The sequence below is a fragment of the Vicinamibacteria bacterium genome (assembly GCA_035570235.1).
Lineage (GTDB): Bacteria > Acidobacteriota > Vicinamibacteria > Fen-336 > Fen-336 > DATMML01.
The window spans coordinates 105,697-127,800 of sequence record DATMML010000030.1 but is presented as its reverse complement, the minus strand read 5'-3'; the positions used below and the strand labels follow the sequence as shown (position 1 = coordinate 127,800).

Annotated in this window: 19 protein-coding genes; 8 read left to right on the top strand and 11 right to left on the bottom strand. The window is 69.9% G+C overall.

The features are described from left to right. Positions 1-88 precede the first annotated feature (88 nt). Entirely contained in the window at positions 89-2,995 is a 2,907-nt protein-coding gene (locus VN461_05030) for an EAL domain-containing protein (protein ID HXB54124.1), read from the bottom strand. A 137-nt stretch (positions 2,996-3,132) separates the two neighbouring features. Here VN461_05030 and VN461_05025 point away from each other — a divergent pair, with 137 nt between their 5' ends. After that, on the top strand, positions 3,133-5,346 hold the full coding sequence (locus VN461_05025; GenBank protein ID HXB54123.1) for a DUF255 domain-containing protein: 2,214 nt from the start codon (positions 3,133-3,135) through the stop codon (positions 5,344-5,346). Between the two features lie 61 nt (positions 5,347-5,407). After that, positions 5,408-6,376 (top strand): PIG-L family deacetylase, encoded by a 969-nt coding sequence (locus VN461_05020; protein HXB54122.1) that lies wholly within the window; start codon positions 5,408-5,410, stop codon positions 6,374-6,376. 1 nt (position 6,377) lies between these two features. Here the strand turns inward: VN461_05020 and VN461_05015 are convergent, their stop codons facing one another. Beyond that, positions 6,378-6,869 carry a hypothetical protein gene (locus VN461_05015; protein ID HXB54121.1) on the bottom strand — a complete coding sequence of 164 codons (492 nt, stop codon included), beginning with the start codon at positions 6,867-6,869 and terminating at the stop codon, positions 6,378-6,380. A 370-nt stretch (positions 6,870-7,239) separates the two neighbouring features. On the opposite strand from VN461_05015, the gene VN461_05010 reads away from it, so the two are divergent. Both VN461_05010 and VN461_05005 read left to right on the top strand, forming a co-directional pair. Further along, the gene (locus tag VN461_05010) at positions 7,240-7,980 is read left to right on the top strand and encodes an N-acetylmuramoyl-L-alanine amidase (protein HXB54120.1); all 741 of its coding nucleotides are present in this window, start codon (positions 7,240-7,242) and stop codon (positions 7,978-7,980) included. Then, entirely contained in the window at positions 7,977-8,279 is a 303-nt protein-coding gene (locus VN461_05005) for a hypothetical protein (protein HXB54119.1), read from the top strand. Before VN461_05010 ends, VN461_05005 begins: the two co-directional genes overlap by 4 nt. A 9-nt stretch (positions 8,280-8,288) precedes the next feature. On the opposite strand, the gene VN461_05000 is transcribed toward VN461_05005, so the two are convergent. From VN461_05000 to lepB, 4 genes are read right to left on the bottom strand one after another with little or no spacing between them, the layout of a single operon-like run. Further along, positions 8,289-8,993, bottom strand: a complete 705-nt coding sequence (locus VN461_05000) for an SDR family oxidoreductase (GenBank protein ID HXB54118.1) — start codon at positions 8,991-8,993, stop codon at positions 8,289-8,291. Continuing rightward, the gene (locus VN461_04995) at positions 8,990-9,421 is read right to left on the bottom strand and encodes a rhodanese-like domain-containing protein (protein HXB54117.1); all 432 of its coding nucleotides are present in this window, start codon (positions 9,419-9,421) and stop codon (positions 8,990-8,992) included. Before VN461_04995 ends, VN461_05000 begins: the two co-directional genes overlap by 4 nt. Positions 9,422-9,442: 21 nt before the next feature. Beyond that, a complete protein-coding gene (locus tag VN461_04990; GenBank protein HXB54116.1) occupies positions 9,443-10,609 on the bottom strand; it encodes a pyridoxal phosphate-dependent aminotransferase in 1,167 nt (388 codons plus the stop codon). A 5-nt stretch (positions 10,610-10,614) separates the two neighbouring features. Then, complete coding sequence (gene lepB, locus VN461_04985) at positions 10,615-11,310, bottom strand: signal peptidase I (GenBank protein HXB54115.1); 696 nt, start codon at positions 11,308-11,310, stop codon at positions 10,615-10,617. A 111-nt stretch (positions 11,311-11,421) separates the two neighbouring features. Here lepB and VN461_04980 point away from each other — a divergent pair, with 111 nt between their 5' ends. From VN461_04980 to VN461_04965, 4 genes are read left to right on the top strand one after another with little or no spacing between them, the layout of a single operon-like run. Continuing rightward, positions 11,422-12,447 (top strand): peptidylprolyl isomerase, encoded by a 1,026-nt coding sequence (locus tag VN461_04980; GenBank protein ID HXB54114.1) that lies wholly within the window; start codon positions 11,422-11,424, stop codon positions 12,445-12,447. A gap of 25 nt (positions 12,448-12,472) precedes the next feature. Further along, positions 12,473-13,408 carry an ABC transporter ATP-binding protein gene (locus tag VN461_04975; GenBank protein ID HXB54113.1) on the top strand — a complete coding sequence of 312 codons (936 nt, stop codon included), beginning with the start codon at positions 12,473-12,475 and terminating at the stop codon, positions 13,406-13,408. Further along, positions 13,401-14,468: an ABC transporter permease gene (locus VN461_04970; protein ID HXB54112.1), complete on the top strand. Its 1,068-nt coding sequence runs from the start codon at positions 13,401-13,403 to the stop codon at positions 14,466-14,468. Before VN461_04975 ends, VN461_04970 begins: the two co-directional genes overlap by 8 nt. Before the next feature lie 2 nt (positions 14,469-14,470). After that, positions 14,471-17,170: a glucosidase gene (locus VN461_04965; GenBank protein ID HXB54111.1), complete on the top strand. Its 2,700-nt coding sequence runs from the start codon at positions 14,471-14,473 to the stop codon at positions 17,168-17,170. Between the two features lie 3 nt (positions 17,171-17,173). Here VN461_04965 and VN461_04960 read toward each other — a convergent pair whose 3' ends face one another. The 5 genes from VN461_04960 to VN461_04940 form a co-directional block, all read right to left on the bottom strand. Beyond that, positions 17,174-18,529, bottom strand: a complete 1,356-nt coding sequence (locus VN461_04960; protein ID HXB54110.1) for a hypothetical protein — start codon at positions 18,527-18,529, stop codon at positions 17,174-17,176. A gap of 6 nt (positions 18,530-18,535) precedes the next feature. Further along, positions 18,536-19,645 carry a response regulator gene (locus VN461_04955; GenBank protein ID HXB54109.1) on the bottom strand — a complete coding sequence of 370 codons (1,110 nt, stop codon included), beginning with the start codon at positions 19,643-19,645 and terminating at the stop codon, positions 18,536-18,538. A gap of 264 nt (positions 19,646-19,909) precedes the next feature. Then, positions 19,910-21,175: an ABC transporter permease gene (locus VN461_04950; protein ID HXB54108.1), complete on the bottom strand. Its 1,266-nt coding sequence runs from the start codon at positions 21,173-21,175 to the stop codon at positions 19,910-19,912. After that, positions 21,136-21,465, bottom strand: a complete 330-nt coding sequence (locus VN461_04945) for a terminase (protein HXB54107.1) — start codon at positions 21,463-21,465, stop codon at positions 21,136-21,138. The genes VN461_04950 and VN461_04945 overlap by 40 nt, the downstream gene beginning before the upstream one ends. 86 nt (positions 21,466-21,551) lie before the next feature. Next, on the bottom strand, positions 21,552-21,860 hold the full coding sequence (locus VN461_04940) for a DUF488 family protein (protein HXB54106.1): 309 nt from the start codon (positions 21,858-21,860) through the stop codon (positions 21,552-21,554). Between the last annotated feature and the right edge of the window lie 244 nt (positions 21,861-22,104).

Here is a 22,104-nt window from a genome sequence, read left to right as displayed (position 1 = left end):
CCATGGCGCCTCCAGGCTCAATATGAATACTTAATATACATATCTGAGGCCAATGTCAAGCCGGGGCCCCGGGGAGGGGCGGGGGGGGTCAGCTGGCCTGGCTGAGCAGGGAGTCCAGGCTTTGCTCGAGCAGGCCGGCGATGAAGTCGCCGGGAACGGCGGCGCTGAAGAGGTGGCCCTGGAAGGAGTCGCAGCCCTGATCCCGGAGGAAGGACAGTTGCTCCCGGGTTTCCACCCCCTCCGCCACCACCCGCAAGTCCAGGCTGTGGGCCATGGCGATCACGGCGGTGGCGATGGCGGCGTCCCCGGGATCGGTCGTGATGTCCCGCACGAAAGACTGGTCAAGCTTGACCGTGTCCACAGGGAGCGTCTTCAAGTAGCTCAGGGAGGAGTAGCCGGTCCCGAAGTCGTCCAGGGAGATCCGCACGCCGAGGCGGCGGAGCGCGCGCAGGATCTCGACCGAGCGGGCCACGTCCTGCATGGCGATGCGCTCGGTGATCTCGATCTCCAGAGCCTCGGCGGGAAGGCCGGTGTCCTGAAGGCAGCGGGTCACCTCGTCCACCAGATCGCGCTGCTGGAACTGGCGAGCGGAGAGGTTGGCCTCGACCCTGAGGTGCGGCCACCCCTGCCGACGCCAGGCCACCGCCCGCGCGCAGGCCGTGCGGAGGACCCAGGAATCGATGGACACGATGAGCCCCGAGGCCTCGGCCAGGGAGATGAACTGGTGGGCGCCAAGCAGGCCCAAGCTCGGGTGCTGCCAGCGCACGAGGGCCTCCGCCCCCTCCACCCGCCCGCTGCGCAGGTCCAGCAGGGGCTGGTAGTGGACCACGAACTCGCCTTGGCCGACGGCCTTGCGGAGGGCCACCTCCAGGGCCAGCTGCTCCAGGGCGCGGTCGTTCATGGCCGCGGTGTAGAGCCGGTAGGTGTCCCAGCCCTCGCTCTTGGCCCGGTGCATGGCCATGTGGGCGGCGTTCAGCAGCGTCTCCGCCTCCTCGCCGTCGCTGGGGTAGAAGCTGATGCCCACGCTGCCCGTCACCATGAGCTCCCTAGCCTGCACCACGAAGGGCGGGCGCAGGCCGTCCAGGAGCTTGCGCGCCACCCGGGCCGCGTCCTCCCCGTGGTTGACTTGCCGGACGAGGACCACGAACTCGTCCGCGCCGAGGCGGGCCACCGTGTCCCCCTCGCGCACGCTGCTCTGCAGCCGCTCGGCCACGATCCGCAGCAGTTCGTTGCCGGTGGCGTGGCCCAGGGAGTCCTCGACGAGGCGGAAGCGGTCGAGGTCCAGGTAGAGCACGGCCAGGCCCTCCCGGCTCCGACGGGCCTGGACGAGGGCCAGGCCCAGGCGGTCCAGGAACAGCTGACGGTTGGGGAGGCCGGTGAGGGTATCGCGATAGGCCAGGGCGTCGCGCATGGTGAGGAAGTGGAAGGCCACGCTCTGGATCTCCTCGATGGGGTTACGCGCCAGGCCCTCGAGCGAGGCCTCCACGGGGAAGCGACCGGCCGCGATGTCGTTGGCGGCGCCGTTGATGGCGAGCAGGGGCTCCGAGACCCGGCGCGCGAACCGCGTCACCACCGCGTAGAGCAAGAGCAGGGTCAGGACCAGGAAGAGGAGGATCCGGTAGGCGGTGGGCATCATGTCCCGATGCAGGCTGCGGGCGGGAAGATCCACGAGCGCGCCCAGGCCGGAAAGCGTGTCCCGCTGAAAGGAGGCGTGGCGCAAATTGATGGCCAGCTCGCTCTCCAGCGTGCCGTCGGGGCGAGGAAAGTAAGCGAAGCTGCGGGCGGGTCCGGACAGGTCTTCCACGGGGGGATATCCCTTCAGGGAGTCCCCGGCGCGTCGATGGGGGTCCGACGAGAAGATGACGTTGTAGTCCTGGTCGAAGAGGGTGACGATCTCGTCGGGGTGCGCGCGGACCGAAGCCAAGAGGGGAGCGAAGGCCGCCTGTCCCAGGGTCCCGGAGATCGTGCCCCGGAATCGCCCTTGCCCGTCCAGCAGCGGCTCGGTGACGATCAGGAGCGGCTCCGGGTTCTCCCTGCCCCCGTGGGGGCCGGCGGCGAGCGAGGTGTAGATCGTCCGTCCTTCGGCCCGGGCCTCCTTGAAGATGAGGGACCGGGTCACCTCATCGAGGGCGCCCCCGAAAGGACCAGAGGGGGCGCTGCCCGCGACCTCCACGCCCTGGGCGTTCGTGAAGCTGAGGCTCTGGAACTCCGGCCTCTCCTGGCGGAAGTGGTCCAGCCGGCTCTGCGCGGCAACTCGCTGGGCGGCCCCATCCGTCTCCAGCCTCCGAGCGAGGCCTCCGATCGCGGTCGCTCGGCCGAGCAGGAACTCGCGGAGGCCCGTCCTCAGCTCCTGCGCGGCATGCTGCTCCCGCGCCTGGGCTTGGAGGATGTGGCCCTGGTAGGCCGTGCGGGTGAACAGCATGGCCAGGGCCAGGGCCGGGATCATGACCACGAAGACCACGCGGTTGAAGACGTACTGTTTCAGGCTGGCGGGCAGGATGGAGTCGCGGGCCGGCAGCCAAAGCCTCACCCCGGGCAAGCGCAATACCGCTTCGGCGATCAGGGCATTCAGGATTCCGTTAAAGACCTGCTTGATGAAAAGCAGCGTAAGGAAGTCTTGCGTAAGGCCGACCATTCCCCCGTAGACGACCAAATCCAGGATGAAGCCGGCGCTGAACCAGAAGGCGGTGACCGCGAAAACCAGGCTGCCGTAACGTCGGTAGAGCAGGCAGGCTGCCCAGGCCTCAACAACGTAGACGAGCGTGGCCAGGGCGGCGGCGTTTCGGGGTGCGAGGAGGTGGAGGAGCGAGATCAGGGCGGCCATCAGCCCGGGCCCCGTGCCCAGGCTGACAAAGCAGACCATGACCGCGGCGCCACCGAAGACGAACTGCGGCGTTCCCTGCGTGAGCAAGGGAACAGTGACCTCGTTGAGCCACAGCCCGCAGAGGCCGAGCAGCGCGCCCAGCAAATAGCGCCGCCGGAGGGTGAGCGGCATGGGGCCAAAGCCTAGCCTGGAATTGCATTTAGAGCAACATATACGTTTAGAGTTTTATCAGTATACGTTTACATTCACCCAGGGCGCCAGCAGTGGCTGTAGACTGTATTCAAAAGAGGCAAGCTCACTTGGCTGACGTGCGCAACCGGCTAGCTCGAGAGTCGAGCCCTTATCTTCTGCTCCACGCAGAAAATCCCGTGGACTGGTATCCGTGGGGAGAGGAGGCCTTTGCCCGGGCCCGGTCGGAGGACAAGCCGATCTTCCTTTCCGTGGGCTATTCGACATGCTACTGGTGCCACGTGATGGAGCGCGAGTGCTTCTCGAACCCGGAGATCGCCCGGCAAATGAACGAGGGCTTCGTTTCCATCAAGCTGGACCGTGAAGAGCGGCCTGACCTCGACGAGGTGTACATGGCCGCCACCCAGCTCATCACGCGTTCCGGGGGCTGGCCCAACTCGCTCTTCCTGACCCACGACCTGAAGCCGTTCTTCGCGGGAACGTACTTCCCGCCTCAGGACGGACTCGGGCGGCCTGGTTTCCCGCGCGTCCTGGCCGCGCTGCGAGAGGCCTGGGAGCTGCGGCGCGACGAGGTCCACGACCAGGCGGAGGAGGTGGCGGAGGCGATGCGGGAGCAGCTCGGGGCAGGCTCCGCTCCTCCCCGCCTGCCCGAGCCGGCCTTGGGGGAGGAGACCCAGGCCGCGCTGGCCCAGCGCTTTGACCGGACCTTTGGGGGGTTCGGCCGCGCTCCCAAGTTTCCCTCTCCCTCGAACCTGTTCTTCCTTCTCGACCGGGCGGGAGAGGGCGACGGGCAAGCGCGGGAGATGCTGCTCAAGACCCTGGAGGGAATGGCCGAAGGCGGGATCCACGACCACTTGGGGGGAGGCTTCCACCGCTACTCGACCGACGCCCAGTGGCTCGTCCCCCACTTCGAGAAGATGCTCTACGACAACGCCGCCCTGGCCGTGCTCTACGCGGAGGCCGCGCGGCTCGCTCCCGAGGCCGGCTTCGAGGCGGTTGCTCGCTCCGTCTTGGCCTTCGTCTTGCGGGAGCTGACGGGTCCGGAGGGCGGTTTCCTCTCCGCGATTGACGCCGAGACCGGGGGCCACGAGGGGGCCTATTACACGTGGACCAAGGACGAGCTGGAGACGCTGCTCCCGAACGAGGACCGCGGGCTCTTCACCTCCGTTTACGGCCTGGACGGGCCGCCGACCTTCGAGACCGACCGCTACGTCCTCCACCTCGCGCGGCCGCTGGCGGAATCGGCCCGTGCCCACGGCCTCTCCGAGGCGGAGTTGCGCGCGCGCCTGGAACCAGGCCGGAAAGCCTTGTTCGAGGCCCGGGGGAAGAGGCCCCGGCCCCTCGTTGACGACAAGGTCCTGGCCGACTGGAACGGCCTCATGATCGAAGCCATGGCCCGGGGCGGGGACCGCCTGGGCGAGCAGGCCTACGTCGAGGCTGGCCGCCGGGCCGCGGACTTTGTCCTCACCCGGCTCCGGGATCCGGAGGGGGGCACGCTCCTCCATGCCTGGCGCGCGGGCCGGGCGCGGATCCCCGCCTTCCTCGACGACTATGCGTTCCTGATCTCGGGGCTGCTGGCCCTGCAGGCGGTGACGGGGGAGGAGCGCTTTAAGGCGGAGGCCACCCGCCTCGCCGCCGAGCAAGAGCGCCGGCTGGGGGGCCCGGCGGGCGGCTACTTCGCCGCCGGCGAGGATCCCCGGCTGCTCTTCCGGGCCAAGCCGGCCTTTGACGGGGCGGTCGCCTCCGGCAACGGCGTCGCGGCCTTGAACCTGATCCAACTGGGCCGGCTGACCGGGGATGCCTCCTTCTTCTCCCGTGCGGAGGGGGTGCTGGGCGCGTTCGGGGGAGCCATGAGCGCCATGCCCCTCGGCCACGTCAGCCTGGTCCGGGCCTGGCACCGGTCCCGCGACACGCCCGGAGCCCCCGTCCCCGCCGGGGCCGCGCCCGTAGCCGCCGCGGGCCTGGAGGAAACGGCCCGTGACGTGGTCGAGGTGGGCGGTCAGCTCGCGGCCGGCACCGGGCCCTGGCGGCCGTTCGTGGTCGAGTTGGCCATTCGCCCGGGCTGGCACCTGAACGCCCACCCCGCGAGCCTCCCCTCGCTTGTCGCGACCTCCCTCGGCCCCGTGCTCGGCCAGCTGCGGGGCCTGCGCTATCCGGCCGGGGAGCCCTACGGCCCCGCCGCCGAGCCCATTTCCGTGTACCGGGGGCGGGTGGCGCTCCAGGGTGAGATTGAGCCCCCCGCGGGCGGAGCCCCTTCTTTGGAGCTGACTTACCAGGCCTGCGACGACGCGCGCTGCCTACCCCCCATAACCCGGCTGGTTCGCCTGCGGTAGGGAGGAAACCGTGGCGGGAACAGTTGACCCATTACGTCCCCCTCCGGACTTACCCTCGAACATGCCAACTCTGGACCTGAATCGGCTCGGCCGCTACGACAGCCTCTATCTCTCCCCCCACGGAGACGACGTGGCCTTCTCCTGCACGGGAAGGATCCGGGCGGAAAAGCTTCGCGGCCAGAGCGTTCTGGTCGTCGGGCTCTTCGAGTCCCGTGCCGACGAAGCGGCGCCCCCCGGCGGCCCGCGGGATCTGGTGGGAACGCTGACCCGCCTAGGCGCCGACTACGTCGTGGCCGGCCTGCCCCCTGCCCGCCGCCGCCAGCCCGGAGCCGTTGCTTTCGACTCCCTGGCCTTCGGCCACCCTCCGGACCATGAGACCTGGCTGATGAGGGCGGTCAAGCTCTTGGCGGACATCGGTCCCCGCATCCGCCCCCGCCACATCTACGCGCCCCTGGGCGTGGGCGGCCACGTCGACCACCGGCTCACCTACGAGGCCGCGCTCAGGGCCTTCGCGGGCGAGCCCGGTCGCAACCTCTTCTTCTACGAGGAGCGCCCCGAGGCGTTCGTGCCGGGGGCGGTCCGGATCCGCCTAGGCCTCCTGGGGGTGCGGCTGCCCCCGGGGGCCACGGAGGCCGCCGATCGGGCCGGGCTCGCCCGTTACCTCATGTCGTTTCACGTCGCGGCCGCCCTCCGGGGAGACCTCGGAGGGTGGTCGGACCGGCTCCGCTCCACCGGCCCCGCCGCCCGCGAGTGGCGGCTGGCCCGGGGCTGGAACCCCCAGCGGTCGTTTGGGCCCAAGATGCAGCCCGTCGTACAGGCGTCCGACCCCGAGACCCTGCCCCTGCTCCGCGCGGCGGTGTCGGCTCTGCTCCCGGCGGACCGGCGGGCGGCGGAACGCTTCATCCGCATGGCCGCCGCCTACGACCGAAGGCTGGGCACCCGGGACCACGCGGAGCGCTATTGGCTGCTCCTGCCCTCCCGCGAGGAGACGATGGAGGCCCACCTGCCCACGGCGGTGGGCTTGGAGTAGATCAGGGGAGATCTTGTCGCTGAAGCACGGCCCAGCGCTCGGGGTCCTGCAGCCAGAGCGTGTTGAGGTAGGTTTCCACCTGCGGCCGGGGGAAGGCGGCGAGAAGGGCTTTGACCCCCGCCCGGGCCGACTCCTCACCCAGGGGCGCCACCTCGGGCGGCTCGTCCTTGAGGATGCCGTCCTCGTGGCGGAGACCCACCGCATCCAGGAACACTCCGAGCAGAGGCCGGCGTTCGCCCATGTGCAAGGCTACGAGGAGCGCGGAGGCCAGGGCGTCGCCGGGATCGAGGACGAGGGCCAAGGCCCGGGCCCGGGCCTCGGGAGCCAAGGCCCGCACGGCCTGCGGACGCATGTGGCGGGCCTTCACGATCAGTCCGAGCGCGGTCCCGATCACTTCCGAGGGCGGCTCTCGCCAAAAGCTCAGGGCGGCGGCCAGCCGCTCTTCGGGAGAGAGGCGCTTCCAGAGCCGGGTGGGAGTGGTTTCGAAGCCCACGGCGGAGGAGTATACCTTGGAGCCCTCGATCGAGCGCGAGATCAGCCGAGGCGGCTCGAGCCCGTTGGACCCGCTCCTCCCCCCTTGGAGCGCTTGACCGAGCGCGACCCCCGGCCGCCGGTTGCGGCCGAGAGGCTCCCCAAGGTTAGTGGGACCTGACTCGGCGTCGGTTCGTGGTACGGTGGCATCCTGACTCGCCCACATGACGAGCGCTACGGCCAGGAGGGCCGGAGGTAAAGCACGTGGAGCGTCGAGACCCCCGCCTGCGTTTTGGCGGATGCTGCGGGAAGCGTCAACGGCACGTCGAGGACCCCGACTCCGGCGTAGTAGGATGGCGCCCGGACTTGAGGGCGAGGGCGGGCACGAGCGCGTGAGGTCCGTTCTGGCGGTCGCGCTCCTGCTCCTGCCCGGTATGGGCGCGGGGGGGGTCGCCCTGCCCGCCCGTATCGAGCGAATCGTCCTCCACACGCCTGGAGGGCCGTTCTACGGTCGACCAGAGATGCGCTTCGTCTTTCTGTCCCCATCGGGGACCCTGGCCCTTTGGCGCAAGCCTAGTTTCGGTGCCCATTGGATCGTGTGGACCGACGGCTCCCTCTGGCCCCGGCACCCCCGGCCGGGTGAATCCCCCGGCCGCCAGCCTCCCAGCGACGGCCCCGCCGATGAGGAGTGGCGCCGCCGGCTCGCCGAGGAGGCGGCCCCCGCCTACGCGCACGTCCAGGGCGCGAACCACGACACGGTCGGGATCGAGGTGTCGCATTCCGGGCGCAGCCAAGACCCATTCCCCCGCCCCCAGGTTCTCACCCTGGTCTGGCTCCTACGGGCCCTGCTCGACATGTCGGAGGGGCGCCTGACCGAAGCCGCGATCGTCGGGCACAAGGACCTCGACCGCCAGCCGGCTTACGTCTCCGACAGCTGCGAGGCAACCGGATGCCCCGTCTACGTGGACGAGAAGGGCCGGCCCTTCCGACGCCGGGTGGACCCCCCAGAACACCTTTTCGACGCCCTCGCCGCCGCGGGCCTCAAGATCCCGCGGCCCGCGAGCGGGGGCGACCAGCACTTGCTGCGCGCGGAGGCCATCCCCCCCGGCGCGCGACCGAGGATTGCCCCATGAGCGTCCCCACCCATCCCGCGACCGCCCTCCTCGATGCCCAAGGCTGTCTCACCGAGGCGGCCATAGCCGCGTTGGTCGCGGCTCCCCCCGGGCGAGGGCCGGAGGCGCTGGCGGTCCACCTCGCCGCTTGCAACCGGTGTCAGGAGCGAGTGCTGGCGGCGGGCGTTCCTGGGCCGCGGACGGGCGCGCCCCGGCGGCAGGTGGCGCCGCCCCTCAGTCGCACGCTCCTCCTGGTCGGCTTGATCCTGGTGTCGATGCTTCTGTTTTTCTTGAGCCTGCGCCGCCTCACCGTGCCCTGAGGCGCCTCTTCAGGCGGGGGCGTCCACGGGCACGATCGCGCCCGTGGTCGGAGCGGACTCGGCCGAAAGCAGGAACAGGATCACGCGCGCGATGGCGGCCGGTGATGTCCAGCGCGAGACGTCCGCCTGGGGCATGGCTCGACGGTTGGCGGGGGTGTCGATGATGCCGGGGACCACGCAGTTGAAGCGTACGCGGCGGTCGCGATTCTCCAGGGCCAGGACCCGCGTCAGGGCCTCCACCCCCGCCTTGGAGACGGCGTAGGCGGCGGCCCCCGCTCCCCCCGCGCTCGCCAGCTGCGAGCCAACGGTGACGACGCTCCCGCCCTGCTTCAGCAAATGGGGGAGGGCGGCCCGGCAGACGGCGAAGGCCGTCCCCAGATTGGCCTGGAGCATCCGCTCCCACTCCTCGACCGGAGCCGCCTCCAGGCTACCCGACCCCGTGTAGGCTCCCGCCACCGCGGCCAGGCCATCGAGCCGGCCCAGCCAGCGACTGGCCTCGTCCACGAAGGACCGCGCCCCCTCCGGGTCGGCGATGTCCGCGCGCGTGCCGAGGAGAGCTTCGTTTCGCCCCGCGGCCCGCTGCAGCTCGTCCCACTCCGCGGGCGAACGATAGGGCACGGCCACCCGCGCCCCCCGCTCCAGGAGGCCTAGGACCACGGCCCGCCCCAGGGCCCCGGCCCCGCCCGTGACCACCACTCCGCGGGGGAAGCTCATCGCGTCTTGCTCCGCAGGGCCTCATACGCGTGGCCCTCTTCCGCCTGCTTGCTCGTGGGCAGGCCCTTGGGTCCCCATCCCGGCTCCGGCCGGCCCTGGGGGTCCACCGTCCCCTGGAACCCCGCGCGCTGGTCGACGACGTTCCGATAGCCAACGGAGAGAAGAAGGGACGTGGCTTGCAGCGACCGCCCCCCCGCTTTGCATCCGACGACGAGCTTGGCTTCCTTGGGGAAGGCCTTTTCCATCACGGCCATGAACTCGGGGTTCGGGGTCATGCCCCCCGACCCCAGGTGCTGCAGAGGGACGTTGTACGCTCCCGTGGGATGGCCCGCCTCGAATTCGGGGATGGAGCGTACGTCCACATAGACGTAACCCTCCTTCTCCAGCAAGTCGCGGGCTTCCTCGGGCGAAACACGCTTGACGGTCATTGCGTCCACCTCCACGAGCTTTTATAGCATGAGGGAGTCGAGGATCCGGCCCAGGCCCTCGGCGAAGAGGGGGGGTGGCGGCAGCAGGCTGAGCACGAGGTAGGCCTCGCCAGGGAAGTCGAAGAAGTAGCCCGGGTGGACGAGCACGTTGCTCTGCTCCAGGAGCCGCGCCACTCGCTCCTCCTCGGGATGAGTGGCGGGAACGCGCAGAACCGCGTACCAGCCTCCCTCCGCCTCGAGGAGGCGGGCGGGGGAGGACAAATCGAGATGTGCGCGCAGCGCATCGCGGTTCTCCCGCAGGCGAGCCTGGATGGGGGCCTGCAGCTCGGCCCGGCGCGCGAGCAGGGAGGGTGCGGCGAGTTGGACCGGGGTCCCCACGGAGAGGAACGCGTCGGCCACGACCTCCAGTCGGGAGAGCGCCTGGTCGCGGAGGCCCTCCGGCCCCGAGGTCGCGATCCAGGCCAGTTTCAGCTGGGGCAGGGCGCAGGACTTGGAGAGGCCGCCGAGGGCAAAGGCCAGGCCGCTCCCGTCCTCGGCCACGCTTGCCATCCGGCTTGGGTCCTCCCCGACCGCGTAGTCCGCGAAGACCTCGTCCGAGATCAAGGCCAGGCCGCGCTCGGCGCAGAGGGCCCTAAGCGCGCGTGCCTCGTCTCGCTTGAGGTAAGAGCCGGTGGGGTTGTTCGGGTTGACCGTCACCACGGCCCGGCTGCGCGCGGTCACGGCCGCGGCCACGGCGGCCACGTCCAGCCGCCAGCCGCCGTCGTACTCCAGCGGGTAAGAAACCACGCGCACGGACTCGAGCCCGGCCAGGTAATCGAAGAGGGGGTAGCCGGGGCGCGGGACCAGCACCTCGTCGCCGGGGTCGCAGAGGAGTTTGAAGAGGAGGCTGTAGGCCTCGCTGGTGCTGGCCGTGAGCAGGACGCGGTCGGGGCGGAGGGGGAACCCGCGGCGCGCGAAGTCGGCCGCCACCGCCTCCCGCGCGGGCTCCAGACCAAAGGGGCTGGGCTCGTAGCGCAGGCCGGCGGGATCGGCCAGGGGCGTGAGGAGGTCCAAGGGGTAGGGGATCCCCGCCCGCGTGGGATTCGACTCCGTCATGTCGATGACCGGGCAACCCGCCGTTCGCTTGGCTTTGAGGATCCGAGCCAGGCGGTTGGGAGTCAGTTCCCACCGCGTGCGGGCCGAGAACATGCGGCTCAGGGCAGCGGGCTGAGGAACCGGCGCCAGCGCGGAAGGTAGAAGCGCTGGTGATCGAGGGAGAGAACCACCGCCGAGGCCCGCCCCACGATCGCCCCCCGCTCCGCGAAGCCCCAGAACCGCGAGTCGAAGCTGTTGTCGCGATGGTCGCCCATGAGGAAGTAGTGGCCCGGGGGGACGGTGACGGGCCCATAGTCGCTGCCGGGGCCGGAGCGCCCGGCGGCCATGACGGGGTGGGTCCGGGGCCCGAGGGTCTCGCTGGCCAGGGACGCCGCGGGCATGCCTTCCCGGCCCAGCTCGCGGATCAGGTTTTCGGCGAGGGGGCCGTAGGCCGCGGGCTCGCGGTTGACCCACAGGTGATAGCCCCGCACCTCGACGCGGTCGCCGGGCAGGCCGACCACCCGCTTGACGAGGCGGCGGCCGTCGTGAGGCGACCAGAGGACAACCACGTCCCCTCGCCTTGGGTCGCCCCAGCGCAAGAGTCGCCAGCTGGTGAAGGGGACCTTGAGGTCGTAGGCCACCTTGTTCACGAACACGCGGTCGCCCACCAGGATGGTCGGCTCCATGGAGCCGCTGGGGACGTCGTTCCAATCCGCCACCGCCGATCGGAAGGAGCCGAGAAGGGTCCCCACCACGAGGAGGGGGCGCAGCCACTCCTGCCAGATTCGGGAAAGCAAACGGCGCCGGGACATCATCAACGCGACCTCACCTCCATCCTACTGCAATCGTCTTGACTTCGCCGAACGTGCACCCTAGTGTTTTGTCCTGCGGTGGGCGTCCGGGCGTTGGCTCGGGGAGGCGCGGGAATGGCAAAGGGGTGCGGCTGGGCATGGGTGGGCTGCGCGGTGCTGGCGGCCTCTTGCTCCGGGTCCCCTCCGAAGCCCTCTCCAACGCCTTCCGCACCCCCCTCGGGAGGGCCTCCCGAGATCGATCGCGTCACGCCCCTCCCCAGCCCTCTCCCCGACATCGTGGCGCGGGTGAACGGACAGCCGGTGCAGTTGGGGCAGGTGGTGACCCTGGCCAAGAAGGCTCTGGACCGGAGCCAGGACCGGGAGAAGGACAAGCCGGGCGCCCTTCGTCAGGCCATGCACCAGTACATCATCCGGGAGCTGCTCTTGCAGGAAGCCCTCGCCCGGGGCCTCGCCGCCGACCAGCACCGGCTCGAGCAGGCCTACGACAAGGCGCGCCTCGACTACCGCGACGAGACGCAGTGGGCGAGCGAGCTCGCGCAGCGGGGCTTGGACCCCCAGGCCTTCAAGTACGAGCTGCGGGCCCAGGAGACGGTGAATGCCTTGGTCGCCCAGGAGGCGGCCAAAGTCGGCCCCGTGACCGACGCGGAAGCGCTGGTGGCCTTGACCAGCCACCCGGAGACCTTCACCCGCCCCGAGCGCCTGCGGCTCCGGCACATCCTGGTTCGGGTCGCCTCGACCGCGAGCCGCGCCCAGCGCAAGCAGCAACGCGAGCGGGCCGAAGAGCTGCACGCGCGGGCCCGACGCGGAGAGGACTTCGCGGGCCTGGCCCAGCAGTTCTCGGACGACTTGGACAGCCGCCCGAAAGGAGGGCAGCTCCCCGAGATCGGGCGGGGTGCGATCGAGGGTGCCTTCGACGACGCTGCCTTCGCCCTGAAGCCGGGCCAGATCTCCGACGTCGTGGAGAGCCCCGCCGGGTTCCACATCATCAAACTGGAGGCGAGGCTTCCCGCGGAGCCGGCCTCCTTCCCCCGGGACCAGGACGCGGTGAAGCAGTACATCCTCCAGCAGCGGCGCGGAGAGGCGCTCCAGGCGCTCGTGAACACCCTGCGCGCGAAGGCCAGGATCGAGACCTACCTCTGACCGCCCGGTCACGAGGCGCTCCCGAATGGCTGAAGCCACCGTCGCCGTGCGCGACCTCCGGAAGGAATACGGCGAAGTAGAGGCGGTCCGCGGAATCTCCTTCGAGATCGCGGCCGGAGAGTGCTTCGGACTCCTGGGCCCCAACGGGGCGGGAAAGACCACCACCATCGAGGTGCTGGAGGGGCTGCTGCCTCCGAGCGCGGGCGAGGTCGTGGTCCTCGGCCGCCGCTGGGGAAGGGATGACCGGGAGATACGCGAGCGGCTCGGGGTCTGCCTCCAGCAGACGGTTCTCTCCGAGAAGTTGCAGGTGGGCGAGACCATGCAGCTCTTTCGCAGCCTGTACCGGGAGGGGCGGGAGCCCGAAGCGGTCCTGGCCGAGGTGGGTCTCTCCGAGAAGCGAAAGGCCCGGGTGGGGACGCTCTCCGGCGGCCAGAAGCAGCGGCTGGCCGTGGCCTGCGCGCTGGTGGGGGATCCCGAGGTGCTCTTCCTGGACGAGCCCACCACCGGCCTCGATCCCCAATCCCGCCGTCAGGTCTGGGAGATCGTGAACGGGTTCAAGACCCGGGGCCGCACCGTGCTCCTCACCACTCACTACATGGACGAAGCGGAACGCCTCTGCGATCGGGTGGCGGTGGTGGACCATGGGCTCATCATCGCGGAGGGATCGCCCCGCGAGCTGGTCACGTCGCTGGGGGGGGATCACGTGGTAGAGATCTCGGCCGCCCCGAGCGCCCGCGGCCCCCTCCGGCCCCCCGACCTCGAGGGTTTGCCCGCGGTGAGGGCCGTCCACGCCGAGGCCGGCCAGCTACTCCTCACCGTGACCGAGCCCCACCGGGCCATCCCCGCCCTCCTGGACCGGCTGCAGGAGGGGGGTTGGGAGCTGGCCAGCCTCACCACCCGCCACGCCAGCCTGGAGGACGTGTTCGTGGCCTTGACCGGGAGACACCTGCGCGATGCGTGACCGCCCCCGCCTCCGGGCCTTCGGCGCCCTGTGCCAGGCCCGGTTCCGCGAGTTTTACCGGGAATCGGAGGTCGTCTTCTGGAGCTTCATCTTCCCGATCATCCTCTCCTTCTCCCTCGGGCTCGCTTTCCGCAACCGGCCGGCGGAGGTCCTGAGCGCGGCCGTGGTGGAGGGGCCGGGCGCGGCCGAGGTCGCGGCCCGCCTAAAGGAGGCCCCCGGGCTCAGGATCGCCGTCCTCAGCGAGGGGGAGGCCTCCCGCGCCCTGACCATGGGAAAGGTGGAGGTGGTGGTCGTCGCGGGCCCCGCCCCCCTCACCCCGGGGGCGGGCGGCCTCGAGTACCGGCTCGATCCCTCACGGCCGGAGGCGGCGGTGGCCCGCGCGCGGGTGGACGACGCTCTGCAGCGGGCGGCCGGGCGCCGGGACCCCCTGGCCAGCCTGGATCGGCCAGTCCTGGAGCCGGGCGGCCGCTACATCGATTTCCTCATCCCCGGCATCATGGGCATGAACCTCATGAGCGGCGGGATGTGGGGCGTGGGCTTCAACCTGGTGGACATGCGGATCAAGAAGCTCTTGAAACGCCTCACCGCCACCCCCATGCACCGCGCGGACTTCATGGCCGCGCAGATGGCGGTGCGCGTGGTCTTCATGGCCCTCGAGGTTTCCTTCCTTCTCGCCTTCGGGCGCCTGGCTTTCGGGGTTCCCCTCCGGGGCTCGGTGGCCGCGGTTCTCGCCGTGGGCACGGTGGGGGCCCTTGCCTTCGGGGGGATCGGGCTCCTGGTGGCTTCGCGGGCGCGGCGCATCGAGACCGTGACCGGCCTCATGAACGTGATCATGATGCCCATGTTCATCTGCTCGGGGATCTTCTTCTCCCCCGACCGCTTCCCGGACGCCCTGCAGCCGGTGATCCGCGCCCTGCCCTTGACCGCGCTCAACGACGCCTTGCGCGCCGTCATCCTCGAGGGGGCGAGCCTGCCCTCGCAGGGGGTGCGGCTGCTCATCCTTGCCGCCTGGGGCGGGCTGAGCTTCGCGGCCGGTCTGCGCTTCTTTCGCTGGAACTGAAGATGCCCCCGACCCCGCCCACCCGGGAGCACGAGCGGCTAGCCGGCCTCCACGACGACCACAGCGGCTGGCGCCGCTGGGGGCCCTACGTGGCGGAGCGGTCGTGGGGAACGGTCCGCGAGGACTACAGCGCGGACGGCGCGGCCTGGGACTCTTTCCCGCACGACCTCGCCCGGAGCCGGGCCTTCCGGTGGGGCGAGGACGGCCTGGCCGGGATCTGTGACCGCTACCAGATTCTGGTATTCGCCCTCGCCCTCTGGAACGAGCGTGATCCCATCCTCAAGGAGCGCCTCTTCGGCCTCGTGCCCATGGAGGGCAACCACGGGGAGGACGTGAAGGAGTGCTACTTCTACCTCGACTCCACGCCCACCCACTCCTACATGAAGTGGCTCTACAAGTATCCCCAGCAGGAGTATCCCTACCGCCGGCTCATCGAGGAGAACATCAGGCGCGGTGGCCGCGGCCCCGAGTTCGAGCTCCTGGACACCGGGATCTTCGATGACGACCGCTACTTCGACGTCTTCGTGGAGTACGCCAAGGCCTCGCCCGAGGATATCGCTATCCGCGTTGTCGCGCACAACCGCGGCCCGGAGGCGGCCCCCCTCCACCTCCTCCCCCAGCTCTGGTTCCGGAACACCTGGGCCTGGGGCGCGGAGGCGACCTCGGAGCCCATCCTACGCACGGGCAACGTGGACGGGAGCGGGATGACCCTGGTCGCGGACGACCGCACGGCGGAGCCGCTCCGCGGCCTCGCCTTCGAATACCGTCTGGGGACCCGCCACCTCTACCTCGAGCCCGGGGGGCGGCTGCTCTTCACCTACAACGAGACCAATGCTCTCCGGGTCGGGGGAGTGGGCGCACGCAGCCGACGGCCCTACGTAAAGGATGCCTTCCACGGCCACATCATCCACGGCGAGGACTCGGTGAACCCGGAAGAGATCGGGACCAAAGGAGCCGCCCACTACCGTTACCTCGTCCCCGCGGGGGGGTCGGTCACCCTCCGCATGCGGCTCACCCCCGACCGGCTGGAGACGCCGCTTGGCGACGTGGAGGGCGTGCTCGCCAAGCGCCGGGAGGAGGCGGACGAGTTCTACGCCTTCATCCACCCCCCGGGGGCCAGCGACGAGGAGCGACTCGTCCAGCGCCAGGCCTTCGCGGGCTTGCTCTGGTCGAAGCAGATCTACCTCTTCGACGTCAACCAGTGGCTGGAGGGCGACAATCCGCGCTCCCCGCCCCCCGCCTCCCGGCTGCAGCTGCGCAACGTGCACTGGCGGCACCTGAACTCGATGCGGGTGCTCTGCATGCCCGACAAGTGGGAGTACCCGTGGTTTGCGGCCTGGGATCTGGCCTTCCAATGCGTGACCCTGGCCCTCCTGGACGCGGAGCTGGCCAAGGAGCAGCTCTGGGTCCTGCTCTTCGAGCAGTTCTTGCACCCCTCGGGCCAGCTCCCCGCTTACGAGTGGGAGTTCTCGGACCTGAACCCCCCTGTCCATGCCTGGGCGGTTTGGCGCGTCTACAACATGGACCGCATCCGCTCCGGCCGGGCCGACCGCGCATTCTTGGAGAAGTGCTTCCACAAGCTCCTCATGAACTTCGCCTGGTGGGTGAACAAGGTGGACCGGGAGGGAAACAACGTCTTCGAGGGTGGATTCCTGGGCCTCGACAACATCGCCGTCATCGACCGCAGCGAGCCCCTGCCGGGGGGGACCGTGCTCGAGCAGTCCGACGCCACCGGCTGGATGGGCATGTTCTGCCTGAACCTCATGCGCATCGCCCTGGAGCTGGCTCGGGAGAATCCCGTCTACGAGGCCCTGGCCACCAAGTTCTTCCAGCACTACATCTACGTCGGCGCGGCCATGAAGCGGATGGGGGGAAGGAAGTACCAGCTCTGGGACGAGGAGGACGGGTTCTTCTACGACGTGCTCCGCCACCCCGACGGCAGCTACGACAAGTTCCGGGTGCGCTCGCAGGTGGGGCTCATCCCCCTCTACGCGGTCGAGCGGCTGGAGGATCGCTGGATCCTCCCCTTCCAGGAGTTCCGCCGCAACATGCAGTGGTTCCTGACCAACAAGCGCCACATCGTCCAGAACGTCTGCCATACCCTGGAAAGGGATGGGCAGCGGGTCCACGTCCTGGCCATCGTGGACGAGGACCAGTTGAAGGCCCTGCTGCACCGGATCCTGGACCCCGAGGAATTCCTCTCCCCCTACGGCTTGCGCACCCTCTCCCGCCACCACGCCCTTCATCCCTTCCGCTTCGGGGATCGCGAGGTGCGCTATGAGCCGGGGGAGTCCGAAGACAAGATCAAGGGGGGCAACTCGAACTGGCGCGGCCCCGTCTGGTTCCCCACCGCCTTCCTCATGATCGAGTCCCTGCGCAAGCTGGGCACGGCCTACGGCCCCACCCTCAAGGTGCCGATGGGGGAGGGGGGGACGAGCCTGAGCCTCTGGGACGTGGCGCAGGAGCTTGCCAACCGGATGATCCGGATCTTCACCCGCGATGCCGCCGGTCGCCGTCCGCTCCACGGGAACCGGCGCAAGCTCCACGAGGACCCCCATTGGCGGGACCTCATCCTCTTTCATGAGTACTTCCACGGCGAGAGCGGGGAGGGCCTGGGCGCCTCGCACCAGACGGGCTGGACGGCCCTCGTCGCCTCCCTCATCGACGAGTGGCGCCGACCGCCCCAGGCCTCCTCTCGCTAGGCGTCACTCCGCCTCCCGCAGCCGACCGCCCCTCAGGGCGAGCACCGCCCTTTCGCCCGTGGCCCGATAGGGGGCGATCTCGGCCACTGTCCACGTGGTGCCGGCGGGAAAGTAGCGCACCAAACGGACCCGGCCCGTTCTGAGGAAGACTGCAGATTCGAGAAGGGTCCCGAAGGAGCGCTCCAGGTTCGGCTGCGCCTGGGGGTCGTCCTCCAGCACGAAAGTCGCCTTGGGGTGGTGATCGGCGAAGGCGCGGGCGAGGTCGTCGAGGGCGGCCGTGCTCAGCTCCGCCTCGCTCACGGCGCGGCGGTTGCGGTCCCGGAAGAGGGGTACCATCAGCAGCGGGACCAGCGCGGCCGCCACCAGGAGCTTTGTCCTCGGGCCCGGAGCCGCCTCCCTCCAGAGGGCTTGGGCGAGGGCCGCCCCCGCCAGGGCCGCCCCCGCCGAGGGAAGGACAGCGTACAGGCTGGACCGAACCGGCAGCCATAGGGTCAGGCCGTACCCCCCCGCGATCCAGAGCAGGCTCCAAAGGAGGACCCCGCGCTCCCCCGCGTCGACCCTCGGCCGGGAGCGTGCCGCGAGAGCGATGAGGGCGACGGCCACGAGCGGGATGGTGCAGGCTCGGTCCGTGTACTCGAAGACGTTGCGGGCGATGAGCCCGGGATCCAGGGAGAGACGGTAGTGCGGGGGGGCGGTGGCGGGCAGAAAGGCGCTTGTCATGGAGCGGAGCGCGAAATAGAGGGGCAGGGGCAGAAAGAGCGGCCAGGAGGAGAGGAGGGCGCCGCGGAGGCGGGTGGAGGGGCCCCCAGGGGCACGGATGAGCGCCCCCGCGGCCAGGATGGCGGGCAGGAGCACCGCCTCTTCTTTGCAGAAGAGGGCGAGCAGCACCCCTCCCGCGGCCCAAAAGACCCGCCCCCGGACAAAGGCGAAGGCCGCGAGCAGGCTGAGCAGAGTCAAGAGGCCCGACGTGCGCCCGCTGATCCAGAGGATGGCGTCCTTGATACCGTGGGGGTTCAGGAGAAAGGCGCCGGCCGCGAGGGCGGCGGCCCCGGGGGAGAGCCCGAGCGCTCGGGCGAGGGCGTAAAGCACCGCCGCCGCGGCCAGGATCACGAGGAGATTTGTGAGCGCGTAAGGGAAGGGACGAACGCCGAAGAGGGCGTGGTCGGCGGCAAAGCTCAAGCCCACCAGGGGCCGATAAAAGCCGTTGTCCCGGCCAAAGAGGGCCAGCGCCTCCGCCACCCCCTCGGCCCGGCTCTCAGCAATCCAGCGAAAGTCGTCCTTGATGAACCCGCGTCCCATGTCGGGCGCGTAAGCCAGAACGAAAGCCAGGAGGGGCGACAGCACCAGGAGCCGAGCCATGACAGCTCAGGCGGAGGTGGGTAGCTCGATGGTGGCCGTGAATCCGACGCCGACCTGGCTTTCGAAGCCGAGGGTCCCCCCGTGGAGGGCGACGATGCCGCGCACGATGGTGAGGCCCAGGCCGGAACCTTGCTGCTCCTGGGTGTGGCGGTCGAACTGGTAGAAGAGGTCGGAAATCCGCCCCAGCTCCGAAGCCGGCATGCCGACCCCATGGTCGCGAACCTCGATGCGGAGACGGCCATCCGCGGCCCGCGCCCTCAGCGTGACCTCACCGCCCTCCTTCGAGAATTTGATCGCGTTGTCCAGGAGACGCCGGACCGCACCCCCCAAGGACTCGGAATCGCCGACGATGGGAGGCAGCTCCGAGGGCACGTCGGCCAGGAGCTGTATGTGGCGAACCTCCGCGCTCACCCTCTCCCTCTGGAGCACCGACTTCAAAAGGTTGGGCAGGTCGGCAAGCGGGCGGCGCCGGCGTTCGTGCGCCTGCTGAGCCCCTGCGGAGTCCACTTCCACGAGGGTGAGGAGGTCCTCCACGAGACGGCTCAGGCGGTCGCTCCCCGCCAGAATGCCGTCGATGGCCTGCTTGAGGGGCCCCACCACCCCCATTTCCGCCCCCGACTCGCGCAGGATCTCGGCGTATCCGGAGAGGTAGGTCAGGGGGGTGCGCAGCTCGTGGTTGAGCGTGCGGAGGATCGTCTGCTTCAGCTCCTCGACCTGGGCTTCACGGGCCGTCTCCAACTGGGCGTGACGCGCGAGTCGGGCGCGCACCGCGAGCAGGAGGTCGTCTTCCCGAAAGGGCTTGACCAGGTAGTCGTCCGCGCCCAGGCCCTTGCCGCGGCGGACGTCCTCTGCATCGCCCAGGCCGGTGAGGAAGACGAAGGGGACCAGGACCCATTCCGGCCGGCTCCGGACGTGCTCATACAGCTGATAGCCGTCCATCCCGGGCATTCCGACGTCGGAGATCACGAGCTGGGGTCTCACCTGCGCGAAGACGGTCAGTGCCTCCCGGCCGTCGCCGGCCGTGACCACGCGAAAGCCGGCCTGGCTCAGGATCTCGTCCAAGAGCTCGCGAACCGCGGTCTCGTCGTCCACGACCAGGATCGTCTCCCCAGGCATGGCTCGCTCCCTCAGCCCGCGACGGGGGGCCAGGCGCCGCGTCGGGCGCGCGGCCCTCGGTTGGTGAGGAATGGGACCGAGAGATCGCCCACCCGCTTCTGCAACCGTCGCCTCGCTATCCTTCTCTGGAGCCCTCACGAACCCCAGGCGGCAGGGGACCTGGGTGGCTCAGGGTACATCGGCCACGGCCTCCGGGTCGAGCCGGGAGGAGCCCGGGAGGAGCGACCTCAGGGGGTGAGGGCGCCTGGATCCACCCGGCCCCGCTCACTCATGGCGCAGCGCCTGGATGGGGTCCTGGCGCGAGGCCTTCCGCGCGGGGTAGTAGCCAAAGACCAGCCCGGTCGCGATCGCGGAGGCGGCGGCGATGCCCACGGCCAACGGGGAGACCAGCATCGGCCACTGCATCGCCTCGGCAATCCCACGCGAGGCCAAGATGCCGGTCAGGACGCCCAGCGCGCTGCCCACCAGGCACAAAAGCACGGCCTCGGCCAGGAACTGCAGGCGGACGGAGGTCTCCCTCGCCCCCACCGCCATCCGGAGCCCGATCTCGCGCGTCCGCTCCGTCACGGAGACGAGCATGATGTTCATGATCCCCACCCCTCCCACCACGAGCGAGATCGTGGCCACCCCCGCCAGGAGCCCGGTCAGGGTCCGTGCCATGTCTTCCTGGGCCTTGATGAGTTCTTGGGGCTGGCGGATGTTGAAGTCGTCTTGTTGGCCGGGGACGATGTGGTGACGGTCGCGCAGGAGCCGAATGAGCTCGCCCTCGATCGTCGGGTTCAGGTCGGGCGCCACCGCCGAGCACATGATGTCGTCGAGCCAGGTGACCCCCTTCAGCTTTCGCATGGAGGTCGTGAAGGGCACCAGGATGAAGTCGTCTTGATCAGTCCCCTGGGCGGACTGCCCCTTGGGGGCCAGGCTGCCGATCACCCGGAAGGGCAGGTCCCGGACGCGGATGGTCTGGCCCACCGGCTCCTCCTCGCCGAAGAGCCGCGTGGCCACGCTGTGTCCCACCAAGCACACGGTAGCCGCGGTGTCGACCTGTTGCGGCGAGAAGACGTCCCCGCTCACCACCGTCCAGCGGCGGATGCTCAGGTACTCGGGGGAGACACCGCGGTAGGTCGTGCGCCAGTTCTGGTTTCCGTGGATGACTTGGATGCTCGCGTCGACTTGGGGCGAGCAGGTCTTGAGGGCGGGGACGGAGTCCAGGATGGCCTGCATGTCGGACAGCACCAGGGTGGGGGTGGTGCCCGTCCCGGTGCGGATGCCGTTCACGTTGCGTCCTCCCGCTTCGACCCAGATCAAGTTGTCCCCGAGCGAGAGGAGCTGCTCGTGGATCTGGGCCGCTCCGCCTTCCCCGATGGCGACGGTGGAGATCACGGCGCTCGTCCCAATCGTTATCCCGACGGCGGTCAGGGTGGCGCGGAGGGTGTTGCGGGATAGCGCCGCCCACGCGATCCGCAGGGCAATGGCCGCGTCGTGGGTGAAGGTCAATGCGTCCGCCCCGCCCGCCGCCAGGCCCGCTTCCACTCCCCGCTCAGCACGAAGGCGGGGAACCTGAAGAACTGCTCCGTAAAGATGCGCCCCAGGAAGTCCCCGGGGCCGGCGAAGGGGAGGGGCGGATGGACCTCCCTGCGATGGCCGAAGCCCTGTAGGGCGAGCGACAAGATGGGGCCGGCGGCCAGTGCCAGCGCCCCCCGCCACCGTCCCGTGAGGAGGTTCCCGGCCAGGGCGAAGGCCGACGCCACGAAGACGGGGACCATGAGTGCGTGGATGGCCAGGTTGAGCCGATTCTGGTGGAAGTGGGTGTAATCATTCATCAGAGAGGGGTCTTGCCGAGGCCGCCTCGGAGTCGCACGGGCCGGGACTCCTCCCGCCGCGCCCGAGGGTTTGGGAGGGCTCGCGTTCAGAGCCGATTGGTCAAGATGAGGCGGCGCAGAATGTGCCGGTGACATCGTGGTTGGTCTTCCGCGCAATGGCAGAGGAGGGTCACCGGACCGGTCCGTGCCAGCGCCCCTATCAGACGAAGCGTGAATTTCTGACCGTGGTTCTTGATGGTCTGATTGCGGGCGTCTATGCCGCCTCCCGTGAAGAGCTCGGCCCGGTATTCCCGACCGAACCGGGCCCACGACATCCGGCCCTGCTGGACGGCCTTCAAGAGGCGCTCGCTGGGCCCCAGAGAGGCCATCCACACGTGGTAGCGGCTCTTGGGCATGCCCCGGCCGCGAAATCGGGTCGCGAGTATTCGCAGGCCGTCGCCCCTTCCGTGGATTGGGCTCGATACCGACTTGGTCTTGAGCATGCCCTGCCCCCGTTCGAGTCAGCACCGAGGGCGTCGGGGCTCGGCGCTCGCACGCGGGGGGCCCTCCTTGGTGAAGAATGGGTCGGGCCTGGCCAGAGAGAGACCCATCGCTCAACGATACCCTCCCCACCGTCGCGTTGGCAAAGGTCCAAGGGGG

What these genes read in the sequence shown, in the direction of transcription:
- VN461_05030 (HXB54124.1), bottom strand. Translation starts at nt 2,995, where the DNA reads ATGCCGCTCACCCTCCGGCGGCGCTATTTGCTGGGCGCGCTGCTCGGC.
- VN461_05020 (HXB54122.1), top strand. Translation starts at nt 5,408, where the DNA reads ATGCCAACTCTGGACCTGAATCGGCTCGGCCGCTACGACAGCCTCTAT.
- VN461_05005 (HXB54119.1), top strand. Translation starts at nt 7,977, where the DNA reads ATGAGCGTCCCCACCCATCCCGCGACCGCCCTCCTCGATGCCCAAGGC.
- VN461_05000 (HXB54118.1), bottom strand. Translation starts at nt 8,993, where the DNA reads ATGAGCTTCCCCCGCGGAGTGGTGGTCACGGGCGGGGCCGGGGCCCTG.
- VN461_04995 (HXB54117.1), bottom strand. Translation starts at nt 9,421, where the DNA reads ATGACCGTCAAGCGTGTTTCGCCCGAGGAAGCCCGCGACTTGCTGGAG.
- VN461_04990 (HXB54116.1), bottom strand. Translation starts at nt 10,609, where the DNA reads ATGTTCTCGGCCCGCACGCGGTGGGAACTGACTCCCAACCGCCTGGCT.
- lepB (HXB54115.1), bottom strand. Translation starts at nt 11,310, where the DNA reads ATGATGTCCCGGCGCCGTTTGCTTTCCCGAATCTGGCAGGAGTGGCTG.
- VN461_04980 (HXB54114.1), top strand. Translation starts at nt 11,422, where the DNA reads ATGGCAAAGGGGTGCGGCTGGGCATGGGTGGGCTGCGCGGTGCTGGCG.
- VN461_04975 (HXB54113.1), top strand. Translation starts at nt 12,473, where the DNA reads ATGGCTGAAGCCACCGTCGCCGTGCGCGACCTCCGGAAGGAATACGGC.
- VN461_04970 (HXB54112.1), top strand. Translation starts at nt 13,401, where the DNA reads ATGCGTGACCGCCCCCGCCTCCGGGCCTTCGGCGCCCTGTGCCAGGCC.
- VN461_04965 (HXB54111.1), top strand. Translation starts at nt 14,471, where the DNA reads ATGCCCCCGACCCCGCCCACCCGGGAGCACGAGCGGCTAGCCGGCCTC.
- VN461_04960 (HXB54110.1), bottom strand. Translation starts at nt 18,529, where the DNA reads ATGGCTCGGCTCCTGGTGCTGTCGCCCCTCCTGGCTTTCGTTCTGGCT.
- VN461_04955 (HXB54109.1), bottom strand. Translation starts at nt 19,645, where the DNA reads ATGCCTGGGGAGACGATCCTGGTCGTGGACGACGAGACCGCGGTTCGC.
- VN461_04945 (HXB54107.1), bottom strand. Translation starts at nt 21,465, where the DNA reads ATGAATGATTACACCCACTTCCACCAGAATCGGCTCAACCTGGCCATC.
- VN461_04940 (HXB54106.1), bottom strand. Translation starts at nt 21,860, where the DNA reads ATGCCCAAGAGCCGCTACCACGTGTGGATGGCCTCTCTGGGGCCCAGC.